13 protein-coding genes are annotated in these 19,419 nt (G+C 61.6%); 6 read left to right on the top strand and 7 right to left on the bottom strand.

Going from position 1 to position 19,419, the window contains the following annotated elements:
* Positions 1 to 38: 38 nt before the first annotated feature.
* From K3178_RS09420 to K3178_RS09400, 5 genes are all read right to left on the bottom strand, one after another.
* Entirely contained in the window at positions 39 to 1,547 is a 1,509-nt protein-coding gene (locus K3178_RS09420) for a tryptophan halogenase family protein (RefSeq protein ID WP_221571139.1), read from the bottom strand.
* Between the two features lie 29 nt (positions 1,548 to 1,576).
* Positions 1,577 to 3,097 carry a tryptophan halogenase family protein gene (locus tag K3178_RS09415; RefSeq protein ID WP_221571138.1) on the bottom strand — a complete coding sequence of 507 codons (1,521 nt, stop codon included), beginning with the start codon at positions 3,095 to 3,097 and terminating at the stop codon, positions 1,577 to 1,579.
* Complete coding sequence (locus K3178_RS09410) at positions 3,087 to 4,550, bottom strand: tryptophan 7-halogenase (RefSeq protein ID WP_221571137.1); 1,464 nt, start codon at positions 4,548 to 4,550, stop codon at positions 3,087 to 3,089. The genes K3178_RS09415 and K3178_RS09410 overlap by 11 nt, the downstream gene beginning before the upstream one ends.
* Positions 4,550 to 6,061 (bottom strand): tryptophan halogenase family protein, encoded by a 1,512-nt coding sequence (locus tag K3178_RS09405; protein ID WP_221571136.1) that lies wholly within the window; start codon positions 6,059 to 6,061, stop codon positions 4,550 to 4,552. Before K3178_RS09405 ends, K3178_RS09410 begins: the two co-directional genes overlap by 1 nt.
* Positions 6,062 to 6,297: 236 nt before the next feature.
* Positions 6,298 to 9,612 (bottom strand): TonB-dependent receptor, encoded by a 3,315-nt coding sequence (locus K3178_RS09400; RefSeq protein ID WP_221571135.1) that lies wholly within the window; start codon positions 9,610 to 9,612, stop codon positions 6,298 to 6,300.
* Between the two features lie 237 nt (positions 9,613 to 9,849).
* Here K3178_RS09400 and K3178_RS09395 point away from each other — a divergent pair, with 237 nt between their 5' ends.
* The 5 genes from K3178_RS09395 to K3178_RS09375 all read left to right on the top strand — a co-directional run bounded on the left by K3178_RS09395 (position 9,850) and on the right by K3178_RS09375 (position 14,184).
* On the top strand, positions 9,850 to 10,440 hold the full coding sequence (locus tag K3178_RS09395) for a flavin reductase family protein (protein ID WP_221571134.1): 591 nt from the start codon (positions 9,850 to 9,852) through the stop codon (positions 10,438 to 10,440).
* A gap of 58 nt (positions 10,441 to 10,498) precedes the next feature.
* The gene (locus K3178_RS09390) at positions 10,499 to 11,476 is read left to right on the top strand and encodes an NAD(P)H-dependent flavin oxidoreductase (protein WP_345719885.1); all 978 of its coding nucleotides are present in this window, start codon (positions 10,499 to 10,501) and stop codon (positions 11,474 to 11,476) included.
* Entirely contained in the window at positions 11,473 to 12,204 is a 732-nt protein-coding gene (locus K3178_RS09385) for an SDR family NAD(P)-dependent oxidoreductase (protein ID WP_221571133.1), read from the top strand. Before K3178_RS09390 ends, K3178_RS09385 begins: the two co-directional genes overlap by 4 nt.
* A gap of 187 nt (positions 12,205 to 12,391) precedes the next feature.
* Complete coding sequence (locus K3178_RS09380; protein WP_221571132.1) at positions 12,392 to 13,414, top strand: aldo/keto reductase; 1,023 nt, start codon at positions 12,392 to 12,394, stop codon at positions 13,412 to 13,414.
* 95 nt (positions 13,415 to 13,509) lie between these two features.
* Positions 13,510 to 14,184 (top strand): response regulator transcription factor, encoded by a 675-nt coding sequence (locus tag K3178_RS09375; protein WP_345719884.1) that lies wholly within the window; start codon positions 13,510 to 13,512, stop codon positions 14,182 to 14,184.
* 58 nt (positions 14,185 to 14,242) lie between these two features.
* Here K3178_RS09375 and K3178_RS09370 read toward each other — a convergent pair whose 3' ends face one another.
* A complete protein-coding gene (locus K3178_RS09370) occupies positions 14,243 to 16,990 on the bottom strand; it encodes a TonB-dependent receptor domain-containing protein (RefSeq protein WP_221571131.1) in 2,748 nt (915 codons plus the stop codon).
* 94 nt (positions 16,991 to 17,084) lie between these two features.
* A complete protein-coding gene (locus tag K3178_RS09365) occupies positions 17,085 to 18,671 on the bottom strand; it encodes a hypothetical protein (RefSeq protein ID WP_221571130.1) in 1,587 nt (528 codons plus the stop codon).
* A 238-nt stretch (positions 18,672 to 18,909) separates the two neighbouring features.
* Between K3178_RS09365 and K3178_RS09360 the strand changes: the two genes are divergently transcribed.
* Positions 18,910 to 19,296: a hypothetical protein gene (locus tag K3178_RS09360; protein WP_221571129.1), complete on the top strand. Its 387-nt coding sequence runs from the start codon at positions 18,910 to 18,912 to the stop codon at positions 19,294 to 19,296.
* Positions 19,297 to 19,419 lie beyond the last annotated feature (123 nt).

Genomic DNA, 19,419 nt, shown 5'->3' with positions numbered 1-19,419 from the left:
AATACACACCGGCGCGCCCTGTCTCAAAGAAGCGCTTATCACTGCGCCTTGCAATTCCGATCGATAAATTCCTGGTGGCCCGGCATCCGGTCCAGGCAGTTTTTCCACACGCGCCGGATATCGTCCATCCGTTTGTCCAGTTCAGCCTCGGGCATCATCTCGGTCAGGGGATGATACCGTTCGGGGGCAAGGTTCTGCCCGTGCATGACTGCAAGCCAGCTGTGTTCGCCGAAGAGCTCGTTGTCGTGTCGGTAAAGCCTTCCGTTTTCTTCATAAAGCGCGATCCGTTCCCGCAAGGTATCGGGAATGTCCATGTCCCTGCAGTACTGCCAGAACGGCGTGTCGTCGCGCTCGGTGGCCTTGTAATGCAGGATGAGAAAATCGCGCACCTGCTCGAATTCCAGGAGAGTGCGCGAGTTGTAATGATCGATATCCGCAGCGTTGAAATGGCGATCGGGGAACAAGGTCATGATCCGCGCGATCGCGGTCTGGATCAGGTGGATCGATGTCGATTCCAGAGGTTCCATGAAGCCGGCAGCGAGGCCCAAGGCGATTACGTTCTTGTTCCAGGACTGTTTGCGAATTCCGCCGATAAAACGCAGAATTCTGGGTTCGCCGAGAGCGTCGCCGTCAAGCCCCTGTAGAAGCGTGGCGGCAGCCTCGTCGTCGCTGATGTGATCGCGCGAATACACATAGCCATTGCCGGTGCGCGACTGGAGCGGGATGCGCCATTGCCAGCCTGCCGGTCTGGCGGTGGATCGCGTGTATGGGATCGGATCGGCCACGCGCTCGCACTGTACGGTAACGGCGCTGTTGCAGGGCAGGTATCTCGACCAGTCCTCATAGCCCGATTCCAGCGCCTGCTCGATCAGGAGACCGCGGAAACCGGAACAGTCGATAAAGAGCTCGCCCTCGATCTTCTCACCCGATTCCAGCGTCACACTCTCGACGAAACCGGTTTCGGCGTTCTGGTCGACCGAAACGACCTTGCCCTCCTTGCGCACCACGCCGCGATTTTCGGCGAATGCGCGCAAGTATTTCGCGTAGAGGTTCGAATCGAAGTGGAAGGCGTATTCGATCTGGCCGAGCGGGGAATTGGGTTCGGGTACGGGCCGCTGGAACTTGCCCGCCTTGGCCGCCATGACCTGCAGATTATAGTCGTCGAGCGAGTGGTGCCGACCGAGCGCCTTGTGGCGCAACCAGAACTGATGGAAGCGAAGGCCCTCCATATCCACGCCATAGGCTCCGAAGGGATGGATGTAGCTTTCGCCCAGTTTCCCCCAATCCACGAACTCGATGCCCAACTTGAAGGTCGCATTGGTCCGGCGGACGAAATCGTCCTCCTGCAAGCCCAGCAGCTGGTTGAAATAGCGGATGTGCGGGATCGTGGCCTCTCCCACGCCCACCGTGCCGATGGCTTCCGATTCGATCAGGCAGATCTCGATGTCGGGATGGACCAGCAACTTGCCGAAAGCGGAAGCGGCCATCCAGCCTGCGGTGCCGCCACCGACAATGACGATTTTTCTGATGGATGCATCTGTAAGCATTACGCTGGCTCGCTGGGCTCCCGGATCGTTCAACCGGCTGCGCTGGGGCAGTATTTCTGGATGTATTGCTGGTGGGTCGGCATCTTTTCGGTCGCCGACCTGATCGACGCACGCATCGAATTGAGGCTGTGCTGCACCTGTTCGGGCGGTAGCGCAGCCACGATCGGATCGACAGTGGCCGGGTAGAGGTTCTGTCCGATGCCGACCGCCAGCCAGCTGTCTTTTGAGAAGAGGTCTTCTTCATACCTGAAAAAGCGCCCCGCCTCCTTCAGCAGGTCCAGCTTGTATTGCAGGCTGTCAGGCAGGCTCATGTTACGGCAGTAATCCCAGAAGGGATCGCCGACCCTCTCGTTCAGATAGTAATGCAGGATGAGGAAGTCCCTGACCTGCTCGAAGGACAGCGATATCTGCCGGTTGTATTCCTTGCGAACGATGGGAGACAACGACGCGTCCGGATAGAGCGAGATGAACTTGCTGATGCCGATCTGGATGAGGTAGATCGATGTGGACTCCAGCGGCTCGAGGAAGCCGGCAGACAGGCCGACCGCGATACAGTTCTTCGTCCAGAACTCCTCGAGATGCCCGGTGGTGAAGCCGAGCTTCCGCGGCTCGGCAAGGGCCTTGCCGGGAAGATCTTCCATGAGCGATTGCCGCGCATCGTCGTCGGATATGAACTTGCTGCAATAGACGTGCCCGTTGCCGAGGCGGGTCTGCGTGGGGATGCACCATTGCCAGCCCGCGATCTTGGCAGTCGATCTGGTATAGGGGAGCGGCGGACCATCATGTTCGCAAGGCGCCACCTGCGCTGAATCGCAAGGGAGCCAATGGCTCCAGTCCCTGAAGCCAACCCCGAGCTTCTGCGCCATGAGGAGCGAGCGAAAGCCGGTGCAATCGAAGAAGAAATCGCCTTCGATCTCCTGACCGGATTCCAGCCGTATCGATTGTATGCCTCCCGATTCCGGCTGGAGCTGGACATCCTGCACCTTGCCTTCGATCCGGATGACGCCGTTCTTCTCGGCATAGGCCCGCAGGTACTTGGCATATAGCGTCGCGTCGAAGTGATAGGCGTAGCGCAGTTGCGAGAGGGCCGAGCGCGGATCGCCGGTGGGATGGCTGAACTTTCCGGCCGCCGCCGCCACAGAGCAAATGCTGTAATCCTGCAGCGGCGCCCGGTCGCCATGCTGGCGCGCATGGAGCCAGAACTGGTGGAAATCGATGCCCTGCATATCGGCGCCGTGAACACCAAAGGGGTGGAAGTAGGTATCGCCCTTCTTGCCCCAGTTCCTGAATTCGATGCCCAGTTTGAAGGTCGCGTTCGTGGCCTTCATGAACTCGTCTTCGGGTATACCGAGGATCCGGTTGAAGTTCCGGATGTCCGGGATGGTCGCTTCGCCGACGCCGACCGTGCCGATCTCTTCGGATTCGACCAGGGTGATCCGGACATCCTTCGGCTTGAGCAGGCTCGAGAGGGCAGCTGCGGTCATCCATCCCGCAGAACCGCCGCCGACGATCACGATCGACTTCAGACGGGAGCTCGAACTACCGGGCATGTTGCTTTTCCAAATAGCGCATGAAGTTGGTCAGATATCTCTCGTGAGGTGGAACCTTCAAGCTGAGCTTCCGGATTGCTTGGCTCATTTCGTCCAGTCTGCGCTGGGCCGCTGGCATGTCGATCCCGTCGAGGAAAGGGTGGCTGCGTTCCGGTTTCCGCTTCATCCCGTAATGGAGGATCGTCCAATCCTCCTTGTTGAAGGGCTCGAGATCGTAGGACACGAGGATTGCCCTGGATCCGAACTGCTCCAGCTTCCGCTCGAGCTTGGAGGGTAGTCGCCGCGCCCGTGCCTGGCGCCAGAAATCGGTTTCGGGCGCATTCTCGACTTCGTAGAATGCCCGCCCGAAAATTCCGCAATGTTCGATGTCGTCGCCGAGCAGGCGATTAAACTCGCGCGCTTCCACCTCCATGTCCGTCGTAATCGGGACAAGCTGCAGCAATCGCTCGATATCCCTCGACAACAAGATCATCGGGGCAGGGGTGAGCGGTTCGATGACGCAATTCGCATGGCCGATCGAGGCACAATTGCCCCGCCATCCTTCTGCTCTCGCGCCCAAATCCAGCTGACCGCTCAAGGCGCCCGAATGGGAGCCAAGTGCGGGATTGACCGCTCCGGCCTGATCTGGGTGGAACAGCGCGAAATTCAGTATTCGCCCTTGCAAATGGGTCTGCGATTGCCAGCCGTATGGCTTTTCCTGGACAAGGCGCAACGCGCTTCCGAGCTGGTCGCATTCTTGCGCGCTCTGGGCGAAACCGACCGTCCTTTCGGCTTCGAAGCCGTTGCCCAATGCATCCATCAGCCTGCCCGATGGCCCCGTCGCATCGATGAAGAATTGCGCATCGACGACATTGCCATCCGAGAGGACGATCGAGCGGATCCTGCCCTCGTCGACCTCGATCGATGCGATCTCTCCGCGGATGCGCGTGACGTTACCGGGCAAGTCCTTGCGGGCGAGCAGATCGGCCAGATCAAGCGGATCGATCTGATAGCCGTATTCGGCGCGCGACAGCGGGATATTCGGATCGGCAGGCGGGTGGGCGAAGCGTCCGGCCCGGCCGCATACCGCGCTCACCAGATGCGGCTCGAGCGATGCTTGCAGGTGGGCGAGGTAGAAGTGGAATTCGATCCCGTCCCATACCGGCAAGGGGAGGTGATAGGCCTGTGTCCAACCCAGTCGTCCGGCCCAGTCGGAATAGAAGGTGCCGTAGCAAAAGCTGCTGCCGGTTCGCAGAAGGAGCTCGGGTTCATCGATGCCCCAGAGGGTGAAGTCGTCGAAAGCCGTGGGCGGGGTCACCGTGCCGTAGAGCGGATCGAAGGATTGTTCCTGCTCTAGCTCGAGCGCGGTGATGCGGATCCCGGGATCGAGATTTCTCGCCAGGGCCGCGAGGCAGGCTTCGAACGCGAGCCCCGAGCCGCAAATGGCGATATGGTCTACGGCTGCCTTGCTCATCACGCTGTCATGTTCGTCGAAGCGCCGAATGCCTGGATGCTTTCCAGGTGCCCCGGCAGGCCTCGCGCCGAGCTGGAAATCCTCGCCTTCAGTCCAGCTGCCAGTTCGACGAGTTCCCGCCGTTGCAGCGCGTCGACCCGCCTGTCGAAATGGGCAGGGAGCAGGTTCTGCCCGGCCATGACCGCAATCCAGCTCGGTGGAAGGAAAGCACCGAACTCGTATTTGATGATGTGACCGCGCAGCAGCCAGGCGTCCAGTCTCTCCTGCAGGCTGTCGGGCAGCTTCATGTTGGTGAAGTATCGCCACATCTCGCTGTCGGCGCGTTCGGTCGCGATGTAATGCAGGATGAGGAAATCGCGCACGCGCTCGAAATAGAGCTCCATCCGGCGGTTGTATTCATCGGCATCGGACGCGCGGAAATCCTTGCCGGGGAACAGTTCGAGGAGAGCCGTGATCCCTTCCTGGATGAGATAGATCGATGTCGATTCCAGCGGTTCGAGAAACCCGGCCGAAAGCCCGATGGCGACGACATTCTTCTTCCAGAATTGCTGTAGCCGACCGGTCTGGAAATAGAGCTGGTTGGGCTCTGCCAAGGCCTCGCCTTCGAGGTTGGCGCACAGCACATCGCATGCCTCGTCATCGGAGATGTACTCGCTGCAATAGACGTGACCGTTACCGATCCGGTGCTGCAGCGGTATGCGCCATTGCCAGCCGGCCTTTCGCGCCGTTGCGCGCGTGAAGGGCGTTATCTGTCGGTCTGCGGCGCGGCACGGGATCGCGATCGCGCGGTTGCAGGGAAGCCACTTGGTCCAGTCGACATTGCCCGCTTCCAGCGTCTGCCTGATGAGCAGCCCCCTGAAACCCGTACAATCGATAAAGAGGTCGGCTGCAACGCTGGCGCCGCTTTCGAGCTTTACCGAAGAGACATGGCCGGTCTCGCTGTCCTGTTCGACCCCGGTAACCTTGCCCTCGACCCGCTTTACCCCGTTTGCCTCGGCATAGCGCCGCAAGAGCCGGGCGTAGGCGCTGGCGTCCATCTGGTAGGCATAGCCGAAGCTCGCTTCGATCTTTGCCGGATCGGGGTCGGGGAACTGGAACCGGCCCAGTTCCGACATGATGATGGGGTAGGAATAATCGTCGAGGCGCGATGCATCGCCCGAGAGCCTCAACCTGGTCCAGTAATGGTGGAAATCGACATTGCGGATCTTCTCGCCGAATTCGCCGAAGGGATGGATGTAGCGGTCGCCGATCCTGCCCCAGTCGCAGAACTCGATGCCCAGTTTGAAGGTCGCACTGGTTTCGCGCATGAAGGTCGCTTCATCGATACCGAGCGTATTGTTGAAGAACCGGATGCTCGGCAGGGTGGCCTCGCCCACGCCGACGGTTCCGATCTGTTCGGATTCGATGAGGGTTATTTCGGTCTGCGAACCCTTTAGCTTGTGGGACAGTCCGGCCGCGGTCATCCAACCCGCCGTTCCGCCTCCCAGGATGCAGACCTTCTCTATTTTCATTTCGGCTCCGCAATGTCGTAACGCGATTTCCGTCCCGGTAAATTGTCGCCGGAATCCGTCTCGATGAGAGCGGATCGATCAACCATCGTCAATCAATTCAGCGCCGATCCGACGAGGAAGCGCCTGGCGCTCGGGCAGCTTCTTAAGCTGCTGTCGATAGCGTCGACACTCTCGCCAGCGATCGACAAAAAAGAAGAGGGGAGATTTCTCCCCCCTCTTCCCAAGATTACCAATTCTTAGAACTGGATCAGGACACCGACCTTGACCCTGCTGTCGGCCTTGACGCGAGCTCGAGGCAGGAGCTGGCCGGTCAGGTCGACCTGCTGCAGCTGGTCCTGGATGGTCCCGAGAATGTTGGAAGCCTGTGCACGGAATTGCACGTTCTCCGAAGCATTCCACTTGAACGATCCGTCCAGCTGGCCACCATCGTCGACGAAGATCGGCGAGCCGGTGACGAAGTCCGCACGGGAGATCAGGAACTTCGAGCGGTAGTTGTAGGCCAGGCGGAACTCGAAGGTTTCGTCCTGGTAGATACCGACCAGGTTCGCGTTGTGCTTCGACGTTCCGAGGAAGTTGTCGAGATTGTAACGCGCGATCAGGTCGTCGTCGGGGATGCCGTCGCCATTACCGTCGGGCCCCGAGGCATCGGGAACGCCATCGCCGTTCGTATCGATATTCGGGACCGGCGGATTGGTGTCGGCTTCGATGTAGGTGTAGTTCGCCTGGACACCGAAGTTGCCCCAGATGCCGGGCAGCGAATCGAAGAAGTGCTGGACGGCGAACTCGACGCCCAGGAAGCTTGCTTCATCCTCGTTCAGATCCGTCGTGAAAAGGACCGGGATCTCCACGCCATCCAGGGTCACGAAGTCGACAGCCTGCGTGTCCGTAATGATGTTGTTGGTGATGTCCTTGTAGAACCCGGTGACCGAGATGAAGTTGCTGGCTCCGTAGTAGTGCTCGAAGCCCAGATCGTAGTTCCAGGACTCGATCGGCTGCAGGTTCGGATTGCCACCATACTGGTTCAGCTGGGTCGCTTCCACGTCGTTGATGACCGGCGGCACCACCGACTCATCGACATCATATGCGAAGCTGGCACCAATCGCTCGCGACGAGTTCAGCTGATCGATACGCGGACGCGTGATGTTCTTGCTGACGGCCAGACGGATAAGCGACTGGTCGTTCAGCCCGAACTTGACGTTCAGCGACGGGAGGAAGTGCTCCTGCGCCTCGAACTCTTCGGTGATTGCGCCTTCATCGGCCTGAGCGAGGAATGCGGTCGTCTCCGGGTTGAATCCCGCCGCGACCGGATCCTCGACGTTGATGTAGGTGATGCCGCCCGTGCCGGTGATCTGCGCCCGCGTATAGCGAAGGCCGATATTGCCGGACAGAGACATGCCGTTGTCGAAATACTGACCGAAGTTCAGACGGCCATAGAGAGCCATCACTTCCTCGGTAACCTCGCTGACACCCAGCGCACCTTCGCGGAATACTCCATTGGCCCTGAGCGGGTTCCAGGCACCCGAGTAGGTCCCCGTATTGCCGGTCACCGGGTTTACGGCAGTGCCGTCACCACCGAAGTACAGCTCACCGCCGTCTTCGAAGATCAGGGGGTCGGTGAAGATCGCCCGCAGGAATGCCTGATAGTCGTTCAGCAATGCACGCGGCGTGAAGAGGAACGAGGTCGGCGTGTCCGCGCTGTTTGCATTGAGCAAGCCACCGCCGAAGAAGTCCGAGAAGTCGACCGACTGATACCCTACCTGGGCTTCGGAGACCGGCAGGTGGGTCAGGCCGTATTGATCGTTCCACGGCGGAGAGATGCCGCCCCAGTTCAGACCCGAGGTACGGTTGACCTGCTCGCGCTCGGAGTAACGCCCGCCGAACTGGACCGATTCAAACCAGCCGTCATTGTCGAACTCGTATTCCACGTCGCCGCGGATCGCCCAGGCGTCACCGTCGTTGACCTGGAATTCGTCAGCCGCCGCGAGGAAGAAGTTCGACCCCGGATCGGTCAGATCGGTCGAGACGGGAGCTCCGAAATTATCGAAGAAGCTGGATTCGGTCCCGGGAACAATCGAACCAACCGTGTTGCCCTCCGACCCTCGGAACCGCCGGATGGGGGCGTTGCCCGCCTGCGGATACAGCGTGATGTTCGGGTTTTCGATGTCCGCGATGTTCAGCGAATAATCGGCGAAGAAGACGTTGACGCCCCAGACCTGGCTGAAGTCCGTGCGGGACTTCGTCTTGTGCGCATCGAGAGTGACGTGCCACTGATCGGTGGGCGTCCAGTCGAGGTTGAGGCTGATATCCTGCGTGCGGGTATCGATGTTGCGATCGATCGCGGTGTTCTGCGCACGCGCGCCCTGCGCACCGGTCCAGTCGCGGAACTGGTTGGAGATGATACCGGTCTCGAACAATCCGTTCACAGCACGCGTGGGAACGCAGGAATCGTTCGGGAAACCTGCCGTGCCCGCGCCGCAAACGGCGAGGCCGTCGGACTGGAACGGCGTGGTGGTGAAATCGCCAACGATCCGGTTGCCGCCGTCGATAGTCCGCTCGGCGTCCGCAAAGTTCTCGTGGGTGAACTCGTTACGTTCCTGAAGGTTGTCGATCCGGTAATACTTGAAGGTCGCCTTCAGGGTGTCGGTGTTGTTGCGCCACTGGCCGGCGACATAATAGCTCTGACGCTCGCGATCGATTTCATCGAGGCGCAGCTGGTAACCGGCCGGGATGGCGATCGGCGTGTCGAGAACGACTTCCGAACCGTCCGGCTGCACTACCCGGTCTTCGGGAAGGATCGCGCCGATCTGGAAGTTGTCGATCCGCGAAAGCAGCTCCGAATGGGTGAAGGCGGCAAGCAGGCCGAATTCGCCGATACCGGTGTTGAAACGCTTGCTCGCCGTGACCGTGAAGTCGGGCGAAAGCTCTTCGCGAAGTGTGGTGTAGGTGCCGTCGGCACTGATGGCGAGGAAGCTGTCCTTCTTGTCGAAGGGCTCGATCGTCCGCAGGTCGATCGTACCGCCGATACCGCCTTCGATAAGGTCGGCAGTGGAGTTCTTGTAGACGAGAACCGCGCCGATCAGTTCGGGAGGAACGGTGCCGAAGTCCAGGGCGCGGCCCTGGTTGGCCGAGAAGACTTCGCGGCTGTTGAATTCGGAACGGACGAAGGAAAGGCCGCGGATCAGGTTGTTGCCGCCTTCAGGGGACGGGAAGTCGCCGCTGTTGGGGTCCGACAGGTCGAACTGCTGCACCGTGACGCCCGGTACGCGGGCCAGCGCTTCGGCAACCGAAAGGTCGGGAAGCGTTGCGACGTCCGACGCGGTGATCGAATCGACCGTCGTGTCTGCATCGCGCTTCAGGTTACGGGCGGTCGTGAGCGACCCCCTGATGCCGGTGACGACAATGACGCTGTCGTCATCGTCGGTTGATTCCTGCGCGGTTTCGTCTGCAGGAACGTCGTCCTGCGCCATTGCCGAAGTTGCACCGAGACCCATCGCCATGACCGAGGCACCGGCCAAATACTTGGCGAACGCGGGCTTGCGTCCAAAAGCCATTTCTGATTCTCCTCCCAAAACAGGCATTTACCTCACGCAAATGCCCTTTTGTTAACGTTCACCTATTTGATAACGTTCTCTTGGTCAACGCGCGCAGTCGTATGCGTGACACAAAACTGCGCCAGTGTTGCATTCTTGTTTCGATTGATTTCGCGAGGGTCGGAAATCCATACGAATGCGGAGTCATAATCTTGCGTGTTGCCCTGACCGGCCAGCGCGTTTAGCGCGGTGCCACGCATGTTCGACCCGCACGCCTTCCGTAATGCACTCGGCTCTTTCGCTACCGGTGTGACCATTGTCACCGCGCGCGATGGCGAGGGGCGACCCGTGGGCCTGACGGCCAACAGCTTCAATTCAGTGAGCCTCGATCCGCCGATGGTGCTGTGGAGCCTCTCGTTGCATTCTGGCAGCCTGCCGGTGTTTCGCGATGCGGAGAACTGGGCGGTGCATGTGCTGGCGGCCGACCAGCAGGAAATGTCCGACCGCTTTGCCACGCCCGCCATCGACAAGTTCGATGGCCTGGACCTTGCCGACGGAACGGAAGGCGCGCCGCTGATCGAAGGTTGCGCGGCCCGTTTCGGCTGCCGCGCGCGCTTCGAATACGAGGGCGGAGACCATGCGATCTTCCTTGGGGAAGTGGTCGACTTCGACCGGCGCGAGGCCGAACCGCTGATCTATCACGGCGGTCAATACGGCCGCATCATGCGCGCACCCACCAGTGCAGATCTCGAACGCGAAGGACTGGCCGAGGATACGGCCTCGGGCCTTTCCCTTACGGATCGCGGGCGCGAATTGCTGAGCGCGCTGGAGCGGGTCTCGAAGCGCTAGACTCTGCCCTGTCCCGCCGATACCGGTTGCAAAACGCAATCAGAAAGGGAGAGAGCCCGTGAAAACCCGCATTACCGAAATGTTCGGCATCGAGCATCCGATCATCCAGGGCGGCATGCATTATGTCGGCTTTGCCGAAATGGCGGCGGCGGTATCCAACGCGGGCGGGCTGGGCATCATTACCGGCCTGACGCAGGGCACGCCCGAAAAGCTGGCGAACGAGATCGCGCGCTGCAAGGACATGACCGACAAGCCCTTCGGCGTGAATCTGACCTTCCTGCCCATGGTCAACGCGCCCGATTATCCGGGGCTCGTGCGCGTCATCATCGAGGGCGGGGTGAAGATCGTCGAGACCGCAGGCAACAATCCCGCGCAGGTGCTCCCCTATTTCAAGGATGCGGGCGTCAAGGTGATCCACAAATGCACCAGCGTACGCCATTCGCTGAAAGCCCAGTCGATCGGCTGCGATGCGGTCAGCGTCGACGGTTTCGAATGCGGCGGCCATCCGGGCGAGGACGACATTCCCAACATGATCCTGCTCCCGCGCGCGGCGGACGAACTGGAAATCCCCTTCGTCGCCAGCGGCGGCATGGCCGACGGGCGCAGCCTCGTCGCGGCGCTCGCCATGGGGGCGGACGGGATGAACATGGGCACGCGCTTCATCGCCACCAAGGAAGCGCCGGTGCACGAGAATGTGAAGGCCGCCATCGTCGCGGCCTCCGAGCTCGACACCCGTCTCGTCATGCGCCCGCTTCGCAACACCGAACGCGTGATGACCAATGACGCGGTCGAGGAACTGCTCAAGATCGAGAAGGAAAAGGGCGCCGACCTCAAGTTCGAAGACATCATCGAGCAGGTCGCGGGTGTCTATCCGCGCATCATGACCGAAGGCGACATGGATGCAGGCGCATGGTCCTGCGGCATGGTGGCAGGCCTCATCAACGATATCCCGACCTGCCAGGAGCTGATCGACAGCATCATGGCGCAGGCCGACGAGATCATCACCCAGCGCCTCGCCGGATTCCAGGCGGCATGACCGGCCCGCTCGACTATTCCGGCAAGACCGTCCTCGTCGTCGGGGGCACGAGCGGGATCGGCAACGGCATCGCGCAGGGCTTTCGCAAAGCCGGGGCGAGCGTCCATGTCACCGGCACGCGCGGTTCTGCCGAAGACTATCCCGACAGCGAAATGGAGGGGCTGGCCTTCCATTCGCTCGACGTGTCCGACCGCGATGCGGTGGACGCTTTCGACTGGCCCGACACGCTCGATGTCGTGGTGCTGTGCCAGGGCATCGCCCGCTATGGCCGCGAGGAGTTTACCCGCGAAGGTTGGGACGCGGTGATGGAGGTCAATCTCGACAGCCTGCTCGATTGCGCCAATGCCACGCGGCAGAAGCTCGCCGATACGGGCGGCTCGCTGATTATCGTCAGCTCGGTCGGCGGCTACAAGGGACTGGTCGGCAATCCGGCCTATGGCGCGAGCAAGGCAGGTGCGATCAGCATGGTGAAATCGCTCGGCGTCGCCTTTGGCGGCGAAGGCATCCGCGTGAACGGCATCGCGCCGGGCTATGTCCACACCAAGATCAACGACGCCTTCCTCAAGGACGAGAAGATGCAGAAGCAGATCATCGCCAGCACCCCGCGCGGGCGGCTCGGCCTGCCTGCCGACATGGCGGGCGCGGCGCTGTTCCTCGCTTCGCCACTGGCGGATTACGTGGTTGGACAGACGATCAGCGTCGATGGCGGGATGAGCGTGGCCAACTGAGAGCGTCCTTTCCTACCGGCCAGCTTTCGTGGCATGGGTATGGAATGATCGGTGAGCGCGTTCTCCGGCCCTGTGTCAACTTTGATCCTACGGTAAAGTGCAGCGATACCATGGGCTTATCAGCCATCCGCAGGGGTGACATGGTGTCGCTTTTGTCAACTTCGTAGGAAACGGGAGCAGCCGGACAATGGAATACGCAAACCTCGGACCCAGCGGCCTCAAGGTCTCGCGCCTGTGCCTTGGCTGCATGAGCTATGGCGACACCACCAAGGGGTGGCACGGCGACTGGGTGCTGGGCGAAGAGGAGAGCCGCCCCTTCATCCGCGAGGCGGTGGAAGCGGGGATCAATTTCTTCGACACGGCCAACATGTATTCCAGGGGCGCGTCGGAAGAGGTGATCGGCAGGCTGCTGCCCGAATTCACCCACCGCGACGAAATCGTGGTGGCGACCAAGGCCTATCTCCCCTGGCGCAACACGCCCAATGCCGGCGGCCTTTCGCGCAAGAGCCTGCTGCAGGCGATCGACGACAGCCTGAAGCGGCTGGACATGGACTATGTCGACCTGTTCGAGATCCACCGCTGGGACGACAGCACGCCGATCGAGGAAACGATGGAGGCGCTGCACGACATCGTGAAGGCGGGCAAGGCGCGCTATATCGGGGCGTCCAGCATGGCCGCATGGCAATTCGCCAAGGCGCAGGAGGCGGCGCGCAGCCGCGGCTGGACCACTTTCGTCTCGATGCAGAACCATGTGAACCTGCTCTACCGCGAGGAAGAACGCGAGATGATCCCGCTCTGCCGCGACCAGGGCGTGAGCCTGATCCCGTGGTCGCCGCTCGCGCGCGGGAAGCTGGCACGCGGCTGGGACGAGAGCACGGTGCGCAGCGAGACCGACGGTTTCGGCAAGACGCTCTACACGCAGAACGTTGATGCCGACCGCGAGGTGATCGAGGCGGTGGGCGCGATTGCCGATGAGCGCGGAACCAGCCGCGCGACGGTGGCGCTGGCATGGCATTTCGCGCGGGGCATCACCGCTCCGATCATCGGGGCGACCAAGCCGGGGCATATCGGCGCTGCGGTCGAGGCGATGACGCTCGGCCTGACCGACAGCGAGGTCGAACGGCTCGAAAAACCCTATCGCCCGAAGATGCCTGTGGGCGTGGTTTCGACCGCGCCGCAATTCGGGAAAATGACGCTCAAATCGACCTGATCGCCAGAGTGTTACAAACGCGGTTTCAGGGTCACAAACCGGTCACATGAATGCGCCAGAGCTTTTCCCTGACTTAGGGGACAAGGGGCGCATTCGTGGCCGTGATCAATATTCTCATGACCGGCGAAGATGCAGGCAGTTTCGCACAATTCGAAAACGGCGACACGCGCTATGTTTTCGACAGCCTGACATCGGGCGGGCCGCAGCGCCTGATCGAAGGGCCGGTCTGCGCCTTCATCGACTGGGTTCTGGACGACCTATCCGGCCTCGAAATGTGCCGCCGCCTGCGAGCCGATCCTCGCACTTCCGACGCCCATATCACGATGGTGCTCGAAAGCTGCGATGCCGAGGACAAGCGCCGCGCGCTTGCTGCCGGGGCGGACGATTACATGGTCGGTCCCGTCGACCGCACGACGGCGCTGGACCGCGTGCTGGCGCTCGGTACGGGCCGCATGGCGCAGGCCACCAACCGTCCCTTCACGCTGGGCAATCTCGAAATCGACCTGCCCGCCTTGCAGGCGCGCTGGGAAGGCAAGCCGATCCCGCTGCGGCCCAATGAATTCCGCCTGCTGCGCTTCTTCGCCGAGAATGCCGACCGCGTGCTCACCCGCACCGAACTGATAGACGGGCTTGGCAAGCAGGAACCGCCGATCGACGAGCGCACCGTCGATGTCTGGATCGGCCGCCTGCGCCGTGCACTGCGCGATGTCGGAGCGGGCGAACCGATCCGCACCGTGCGCTCGCTCGGTTACGTCTACGACAGCCACTAAAAAAAGGGGCCGCTCCGAAGAGCGACCCCATGAAGGAATCTTCCGGGAGGAAGAGGATCTAGAATTTCATCGAGGCACCGATGCTGAAGCTGCGACCCACGTCGTAGCTGTTGATCTCGATGCGGGTGTCGCCATTGGTCTGGAATTCCTCGTGGTCCGTACCGGTCAGGTTGCGGGCCTCGAGTTTCATCTCGACTTCCTTGCCGCCGATTTCGAAACCCTGACGGATCACGAAGTCGAGGCTCAGGCCCGGCTCTTCGATGATGTCGGGCAGCGGGCCGGCACCGCGGCTGGTCACACGCTCGCTCGCGTATTTGAGCAGCAGGGTGAACTGGCTCAGGCGGTCGAGGTCCTCGAGGCCCAGTTGCAGGTTCACGAGATGGTCCGACTGGCCGGTAAGCGAAGTGCCATCGTCGAAGAAGTTGGTCGCCGGCTGGTCGGCAAACGGGAACACCCGGGCGATGTCGCCGTCGCCGACGCTGATCTCGGACTGGGTGTAGGTGTAATTGGCGATGGTCACCAATTGCTGGCTGTCGAACCAGCCTCCCAGATCGAAGAGGTCGATATTGTACTGGAACTCGACTTCGGCACCATAGAGCTCCGCCTGCGGAGCGTTGGCGAAGCCGCTGATGATCGCATTGTCGGAAAAGCTCGTGAACACCTCGATCGGGTTTTCGATGTCCTTGTAGAAGCCGGCCAAGCTCGCGCGGCTGCCGCCGCCCATGTAATATTCGAGGCGCGCTTCGTAGTTGGTCAGCTCGCTGTCGATCAGGCGCGGGTTGCCGTTGAACTGGCGGTTGGTTTCCGGATCGAAATAGGTCTGGAAAATCAGTTCGCGGAACTGGGGCCGGGCGATCGTCTTCGAAGCGCTGGCGCGGAATTGCAAGGCATCGGTCAGTTCCCAGGTCAGCGTGCCGCCCGGCAACCAGTAATCGTTTTCAAGCAGCGTCCCGCTGGTCGAACCGAGCGGTTCGGCAAAAACCTCGACGGCTTCGACCGATTGCGTCGCGTCTTCGTAGCGCACGCCGAGATCGACCGTCAGCCTGTCGAAGGGACGAAGGTTGACCTTGCCGTAACCGGCCCAGACTTCGAGCGCTGCTGCGAAAGCGGGATCGGATCCGGTCGTCTCGAAGATTGCATAACCGAACGGGCCAAGGCCCGCTGCATCCTGCGCATCGCGATCGAAGCCAAGGTCGATCAGGGCATCGCCGAGCAGATTGTCCGGGCGGAAAGCGCCGAACACGGTCGGGTAATCGCCGGTCGAACGGATATCGAACTGGCGGCGCGTGGAGAGGCGTTCGGTGTCGGTGTAGGCAAAGCCAACCGTGGCACTGAGGAAATCGCTGAAGAAGTAACCGACGTCAGCGCCGCCGAACCACAGGTCTTCGGTAAGGTCCGAAAAGGCAACTGTCGCACCGCCACGCTGCGGATTGAGCGTATTGATGAAGAGATCGCCGTAAGGATCACTTTCGTTATTGGTGCGAACGTAGCTGAATTCCCACTCGAACGGGGCTTCGCGCTGTGTCTGCGCGTAACCGCCGCGCAGGTCGAGCGACAGATTGCCGAACTCGAGTTCGCCCACGAACTGGCTGTTGATCAGCTGGCGTTCGAACCAGCTCGTGCTCTGGTTGAGTTCGCTATCACCGTCCTGGAAGTCCGTGCCTTCCTCCAGCGACGCGCGCTTGAGCGTGTCGTGGATGAAGAGGTTGGTAAAGCGGAACTTGTGTTCGCCCAGTTCGAGGCCAAAGCCCAGCAGCGCGTTCGTCAGGACACGGTTGTCGGTCGCGAATTCGCGAAAGTCGGTGTCGAGTTCCAGCGCCTCGTTCGCGGCGGTTTGCTTGGTGATGAAGCGGTTACGCCACTTGTTGCTGATCGAAGCGGTGGCGATGATGCCCAGCATTCCGTCCGAGCCGACATCGAAAGACGTGCCTGCGGTCAGGCCCGCGCTGAAATTGGCGGGTACGTCGGCCAGCTTCTGAACGAGATAGAGGTTGGGATCGTTGATGTCCTTGAGGATGCCCCGGATATCGACGCCGTCGTCGCTGATGCGGGCACCACTGTCGAAGAAGCCCTGCAGGGCGTCATAATATTCGACCTTGCGCCGACCTTCGTCGAAGCCGGTCCAGTCCATCCCGCTGCCGAAATAGGTGTAACCGGGGCCGAAGGTGGTTTCGCTGTCGCCCGATAGCGAGCCGCTGACCGTCAGGAAGCTTTCGGTCGGGATCGCGCGGGTAGTGAGGTTCACCACGCCGCCGCCGAATTCGCCGGGGAAGTTGGCCGAATAGGTCTTCTGCACGAGGCTGGAGGCGACCACGCTGGTCGGGAAAATGTCGAGCGGGACGACGCGGGAGAGCGGCTGCGGCGAGGGGAGCGGCAGGCCGTTGAGCAGAGCAAGCGAATAGCGATCGCCGAGTCCGCGCACGTAAACGAGGCCGCCCTGTTCGGACAGGCCGGTCGTGCGACCGAGCGCGCCGGCAATATCGCCTTCGCCGGTGCGGGCGATCGTGGCGGTGTCGAGCACGGTGACGACCTGCGGCGAGGCGCGCGTCACGTCGCGGTTGCGGCGACCGGTGACGACGATCGTGCCGCCGGGAATGGAAATATCGGGCTGGGCCTCTTCTTCCACGATATCGCCCGGAACGGTTTCGTTCGCCGCGTCGATATCCTGGGTCAGTTCCTCGTCGGGAACTTCCTCTTCGGTCGGCGGCGGTCCTTCGGCGCCCGTGCTCTGGGCGAGCGCGGCAGCGGGGAAGGTCAGGGCGGTGGAGAGCAGGAGCAGGGCGGAAAGCCGCTTGCCGGATGACATGGGATTGACCCCCTCAGATCAGGACGGGAATTCGAAAAGGATGCAAAGGGGGCGGGAACGCGGAAAATCCGCGCCCCCGCCCGTGCCTCGTGGATTAGTCGTAGACCGGCAGGCTCGCGCAGTTCGAAACCGAGGTGTCGAAGGTCACGAGTGCGGAGTTGCAGGTCCAACCGTTCACCCAGTCGCGGTTACCGTCGAAGACGGCACCGATGTGGGCGGGCAGTTCGAAGAAGGCATCCCATGCGGTCACGTCGAACACGACCACACCGTCTTCGTTGCTGCCGTTGATGAACAGCGACTGGAGGGTGTTAGTGAAGTCCGAATCGTTGTTGGTGCCGGCATCGAAGATCGCCTGGGTCTGTGCTGCGGTCACGCCGCTGCTGCCGTCGCGGAAGTCGGTAGCACAGTCGAGCACGACGCTGTCGAAGCTCGGCGGGCCTGCTTCATCCGGACCCGCACCTGCGGCGCGGACGGTTTCCGGCAGGTCGATACGGATACAGGCGGTGCCGCCGGTCTGGTCGACGAGGACGGTGTTGGCGATGGCGAAGTCCGCACCGCCGCGAAGGCGCAGCGCCTGGTCCTGGTCGAAGCCGTTGTGGATGAAGGTGCCGTTCGAAATCTTCGTGTACTGGCGCGGGGTGTTCTCGACCAGGGCATTGTTGGAATCGCCCTCGAGGATGGTGTCGCCGACGCCGGGGCGCTGGATGGCGATCACGTACTGGAGGTTGGCCTGGACGCCCACGTCTGTGTCGAGCGAGTCGTCGCCCGAGCCGACCACGATCAGGTTCGACATGTCGACGTAGCCGCCGAAGAATTCCACGCCGTCATCCGAGCTGTTGTAGCTCATGATGTGGCTCAGTTCGGTGCCCGAACCGGTGCCGCCCGTGGTCAGCGACTGCAGTTCGCTGTCGGGAGCGAAGACGAAGCCCGAGTAACGCAGCTGGACGTAGCTCATGCTGCCCGAGCTGTCGTCAGGGGTTGCGCCGCCGTAAAGCGCGGGATCGGCAACGCCTTCCACCTGGCGTTCGCAGTTGACCGAGCCCGGGGTCGCGCCCGAAGCGATACAGTCGGTGATCGGCGCGCGGCCCGAAAGCACGACGCCGCCCCACTGACCGGCAGAGGTCTCGGTGTTGAGGCCCTGCACGTTGTCGCGGCTGGTAAAGACGATCGGGCGGTCGGCGGTGCCGTTGGCCTGGATGGTGTTGCCGCGATTGACATTGAGGAAGCTGCGGCCCGAGCCGTAGACGATAACGCCCGGCTCGATGGTGAGTTCGACTTCGGTGTCGGACAGTCCGTCGCTGGCGTCCGGAGCCGGACCGCCATCGCTGCCGACATCGACGCGGCCGTTCATGCGATACACGAGGCCCTTGATGTAGGGCAGGGTCGAGCTTGCAGTGAAGACCGAGGGCAGGGTGCAGACGCGGTATTCGCCGGTCGGGCCGGAGATCGTGCCGCTGTCGGTCAGGCCGACGGGATCGCTGATGGTCGGGCAACCGGCTGCCGGGGTGACGAGAGTGCCGCCGGTGGCAGTCGGGGTCGGGGTCGGCGTGCCGCCGGTGCCGCCACCGTTGTTGATGGTGATGTTGCCGCCGGTGCCGGGCGAAACGATCTCGTCCGCGCCGCAAGCCGAAAGGGCAATTGCGGACGCGCCAAGGATGAGCGAGCGATGGAAATTGGTCACGGGCTGAGTTCCCCTCAAGAAGCCGGATGAAAATCGAAATTCGAAGTGCGAATTCGTTGATCGCGACTCGCCAGCTAGGGGCGTCGTGTGACAGTTTGTGTCGCTTCGTGACCGTTATGTTGCAGTTTCAACAGGAAACGGGCCGAAACGCGCACATTTCAGAAATATGACAATGTTACGGTTTTGTTGCAGTTCGGGCCGGGCCGTAATATTTCGCTCCTGCAAGTTTGGGAGAACAATGATGTCGTTAATCGCTGCAGCAGCGCTTCTGGTCGTCGCGGAAGGTCCGGTCATGGTCGTCTCGGCTCCCGAGGCGGAATACGATATCGGCTATGTCGAACTGGTGACCGGCGAGGACCGGGCCGCCATCAAAGCGATCGAAAATTGCGAGAAGCTTCCGGCCAGCGATCCGGCCCGCCAGATCAACCATGCCGTCGCCCTCGCGCGTGTGGGCGAATTTGATGCTGCCCGCGAAAAGTTCGACGCGGCTGCGCGCAATGCCGATCGTTTCGAGCTGGAAACCACCAGCGGCGCATGGGTCGATTCGAAGGTACTCGCCCGCCGCGGCCTCGCCATGCTCGATGGCGGAGAGTTCCGCGGGTACGAGGCGCTCGCCGTTCGCTAAGCTTTTTGCCCGGAGCCACGGGTAATCTCAACTGGGCCCGCCCTCCCATACGGAGGCGCGGGCCTTCTTATATAGGCTATATTAACCAAACTTGGTATATTCAGCTTTCTGTCACCCCGGTGT

Source organism: Qipengyuania sphaerica (assembly GCF_019711595.1).
GTDB lineage: Bacteria > Pseudomonadota > Alphaproteobacteria > Sphingomonadales > Sphingomonadaceae > Qipengyuania > Qipengyuania sphaerica.
The sequence above is the reverse complement of the archived record's forward strand: the minus strand, read 5'-3'. Positions and strand labels throughout refer to the sequence as shown.

Excerpts from the sequence above, each read along its gene's own strand:
- K3178_RS09420 (WP_221571139.1), bottom strand. The coding sequence starts at position 1,547 with ATGCTTACAGATGCATCCATCAGAAAAATCGTCATTGTCGGTGGCGGC.
- K3178_RS09415 (WP_221571138.1), bottom strand. The coding sequence starts at position 3,097 with ATGCCCGGTAGTTCGAGCTCCCGTCTGAAGTCGATCGTGATCGTCGGC.
- K3178_RS09410 (WP_221571137.1), bottom strand. The coding sequence starts at position 4,550 with ATGAGCAAGGCAGCCGTAGACCATATCGCCATTTGCGGCTCGGGGCTC.
- K3178_RS09405 (WP_221571136.1), bottom strand. The coding sequence starts at position 6,061 with ATGAAAATAGAGAAGGTCTGCATCCTGGGAGGCGGAACGGCGGGTTGG.
- K3178_RS09400 (WP_221571135.1), bottom strand. The coding sequence starts at position 9,612 with ATGGCTTTTGGACGCAAGCCCGCGTTCGCCAAGTATTTGGCCGGTGCC.
- K3178_RS09395 (WP_221571134.1), top strand. The coding sequence starts at position 9,850 with ATGTTCGACCCGCACGCCTTCCGTAATGCACTCGGCTCTTTCGCTACC.
- K3178_RS09385 (WP_221571133.1), top strand. The coding sequence starts at position 11,473 with ATGACCGGCCCGCTCGACTATTCCGGCAAGACCGTCCTCGTCGTCGGG.
- K3178_RS09380 (WP_221571132.1), top strand. The coding sequence starts at position 12,392 with ATGGAATACGCAAACCTCGGACCCAGCGGCCTCAAGGTCTCGCGCCTG.
- K3178_RS09370 (WP_221571131.1), bottom strand. The coding sequence starts at position 16,990 with ATGTCATCCGGCAAGCGGCTTTCCGCCCTGCTCCTGCTCTCCACCGCC.
- K3178_RS09360 (WP_221571129.1), top strand. The coding sequence starts at position 18,910 with ATGATGTCGTTAATCGCTGCAGCAGCGCTTCTGGTCGTCGCGGAAGGT.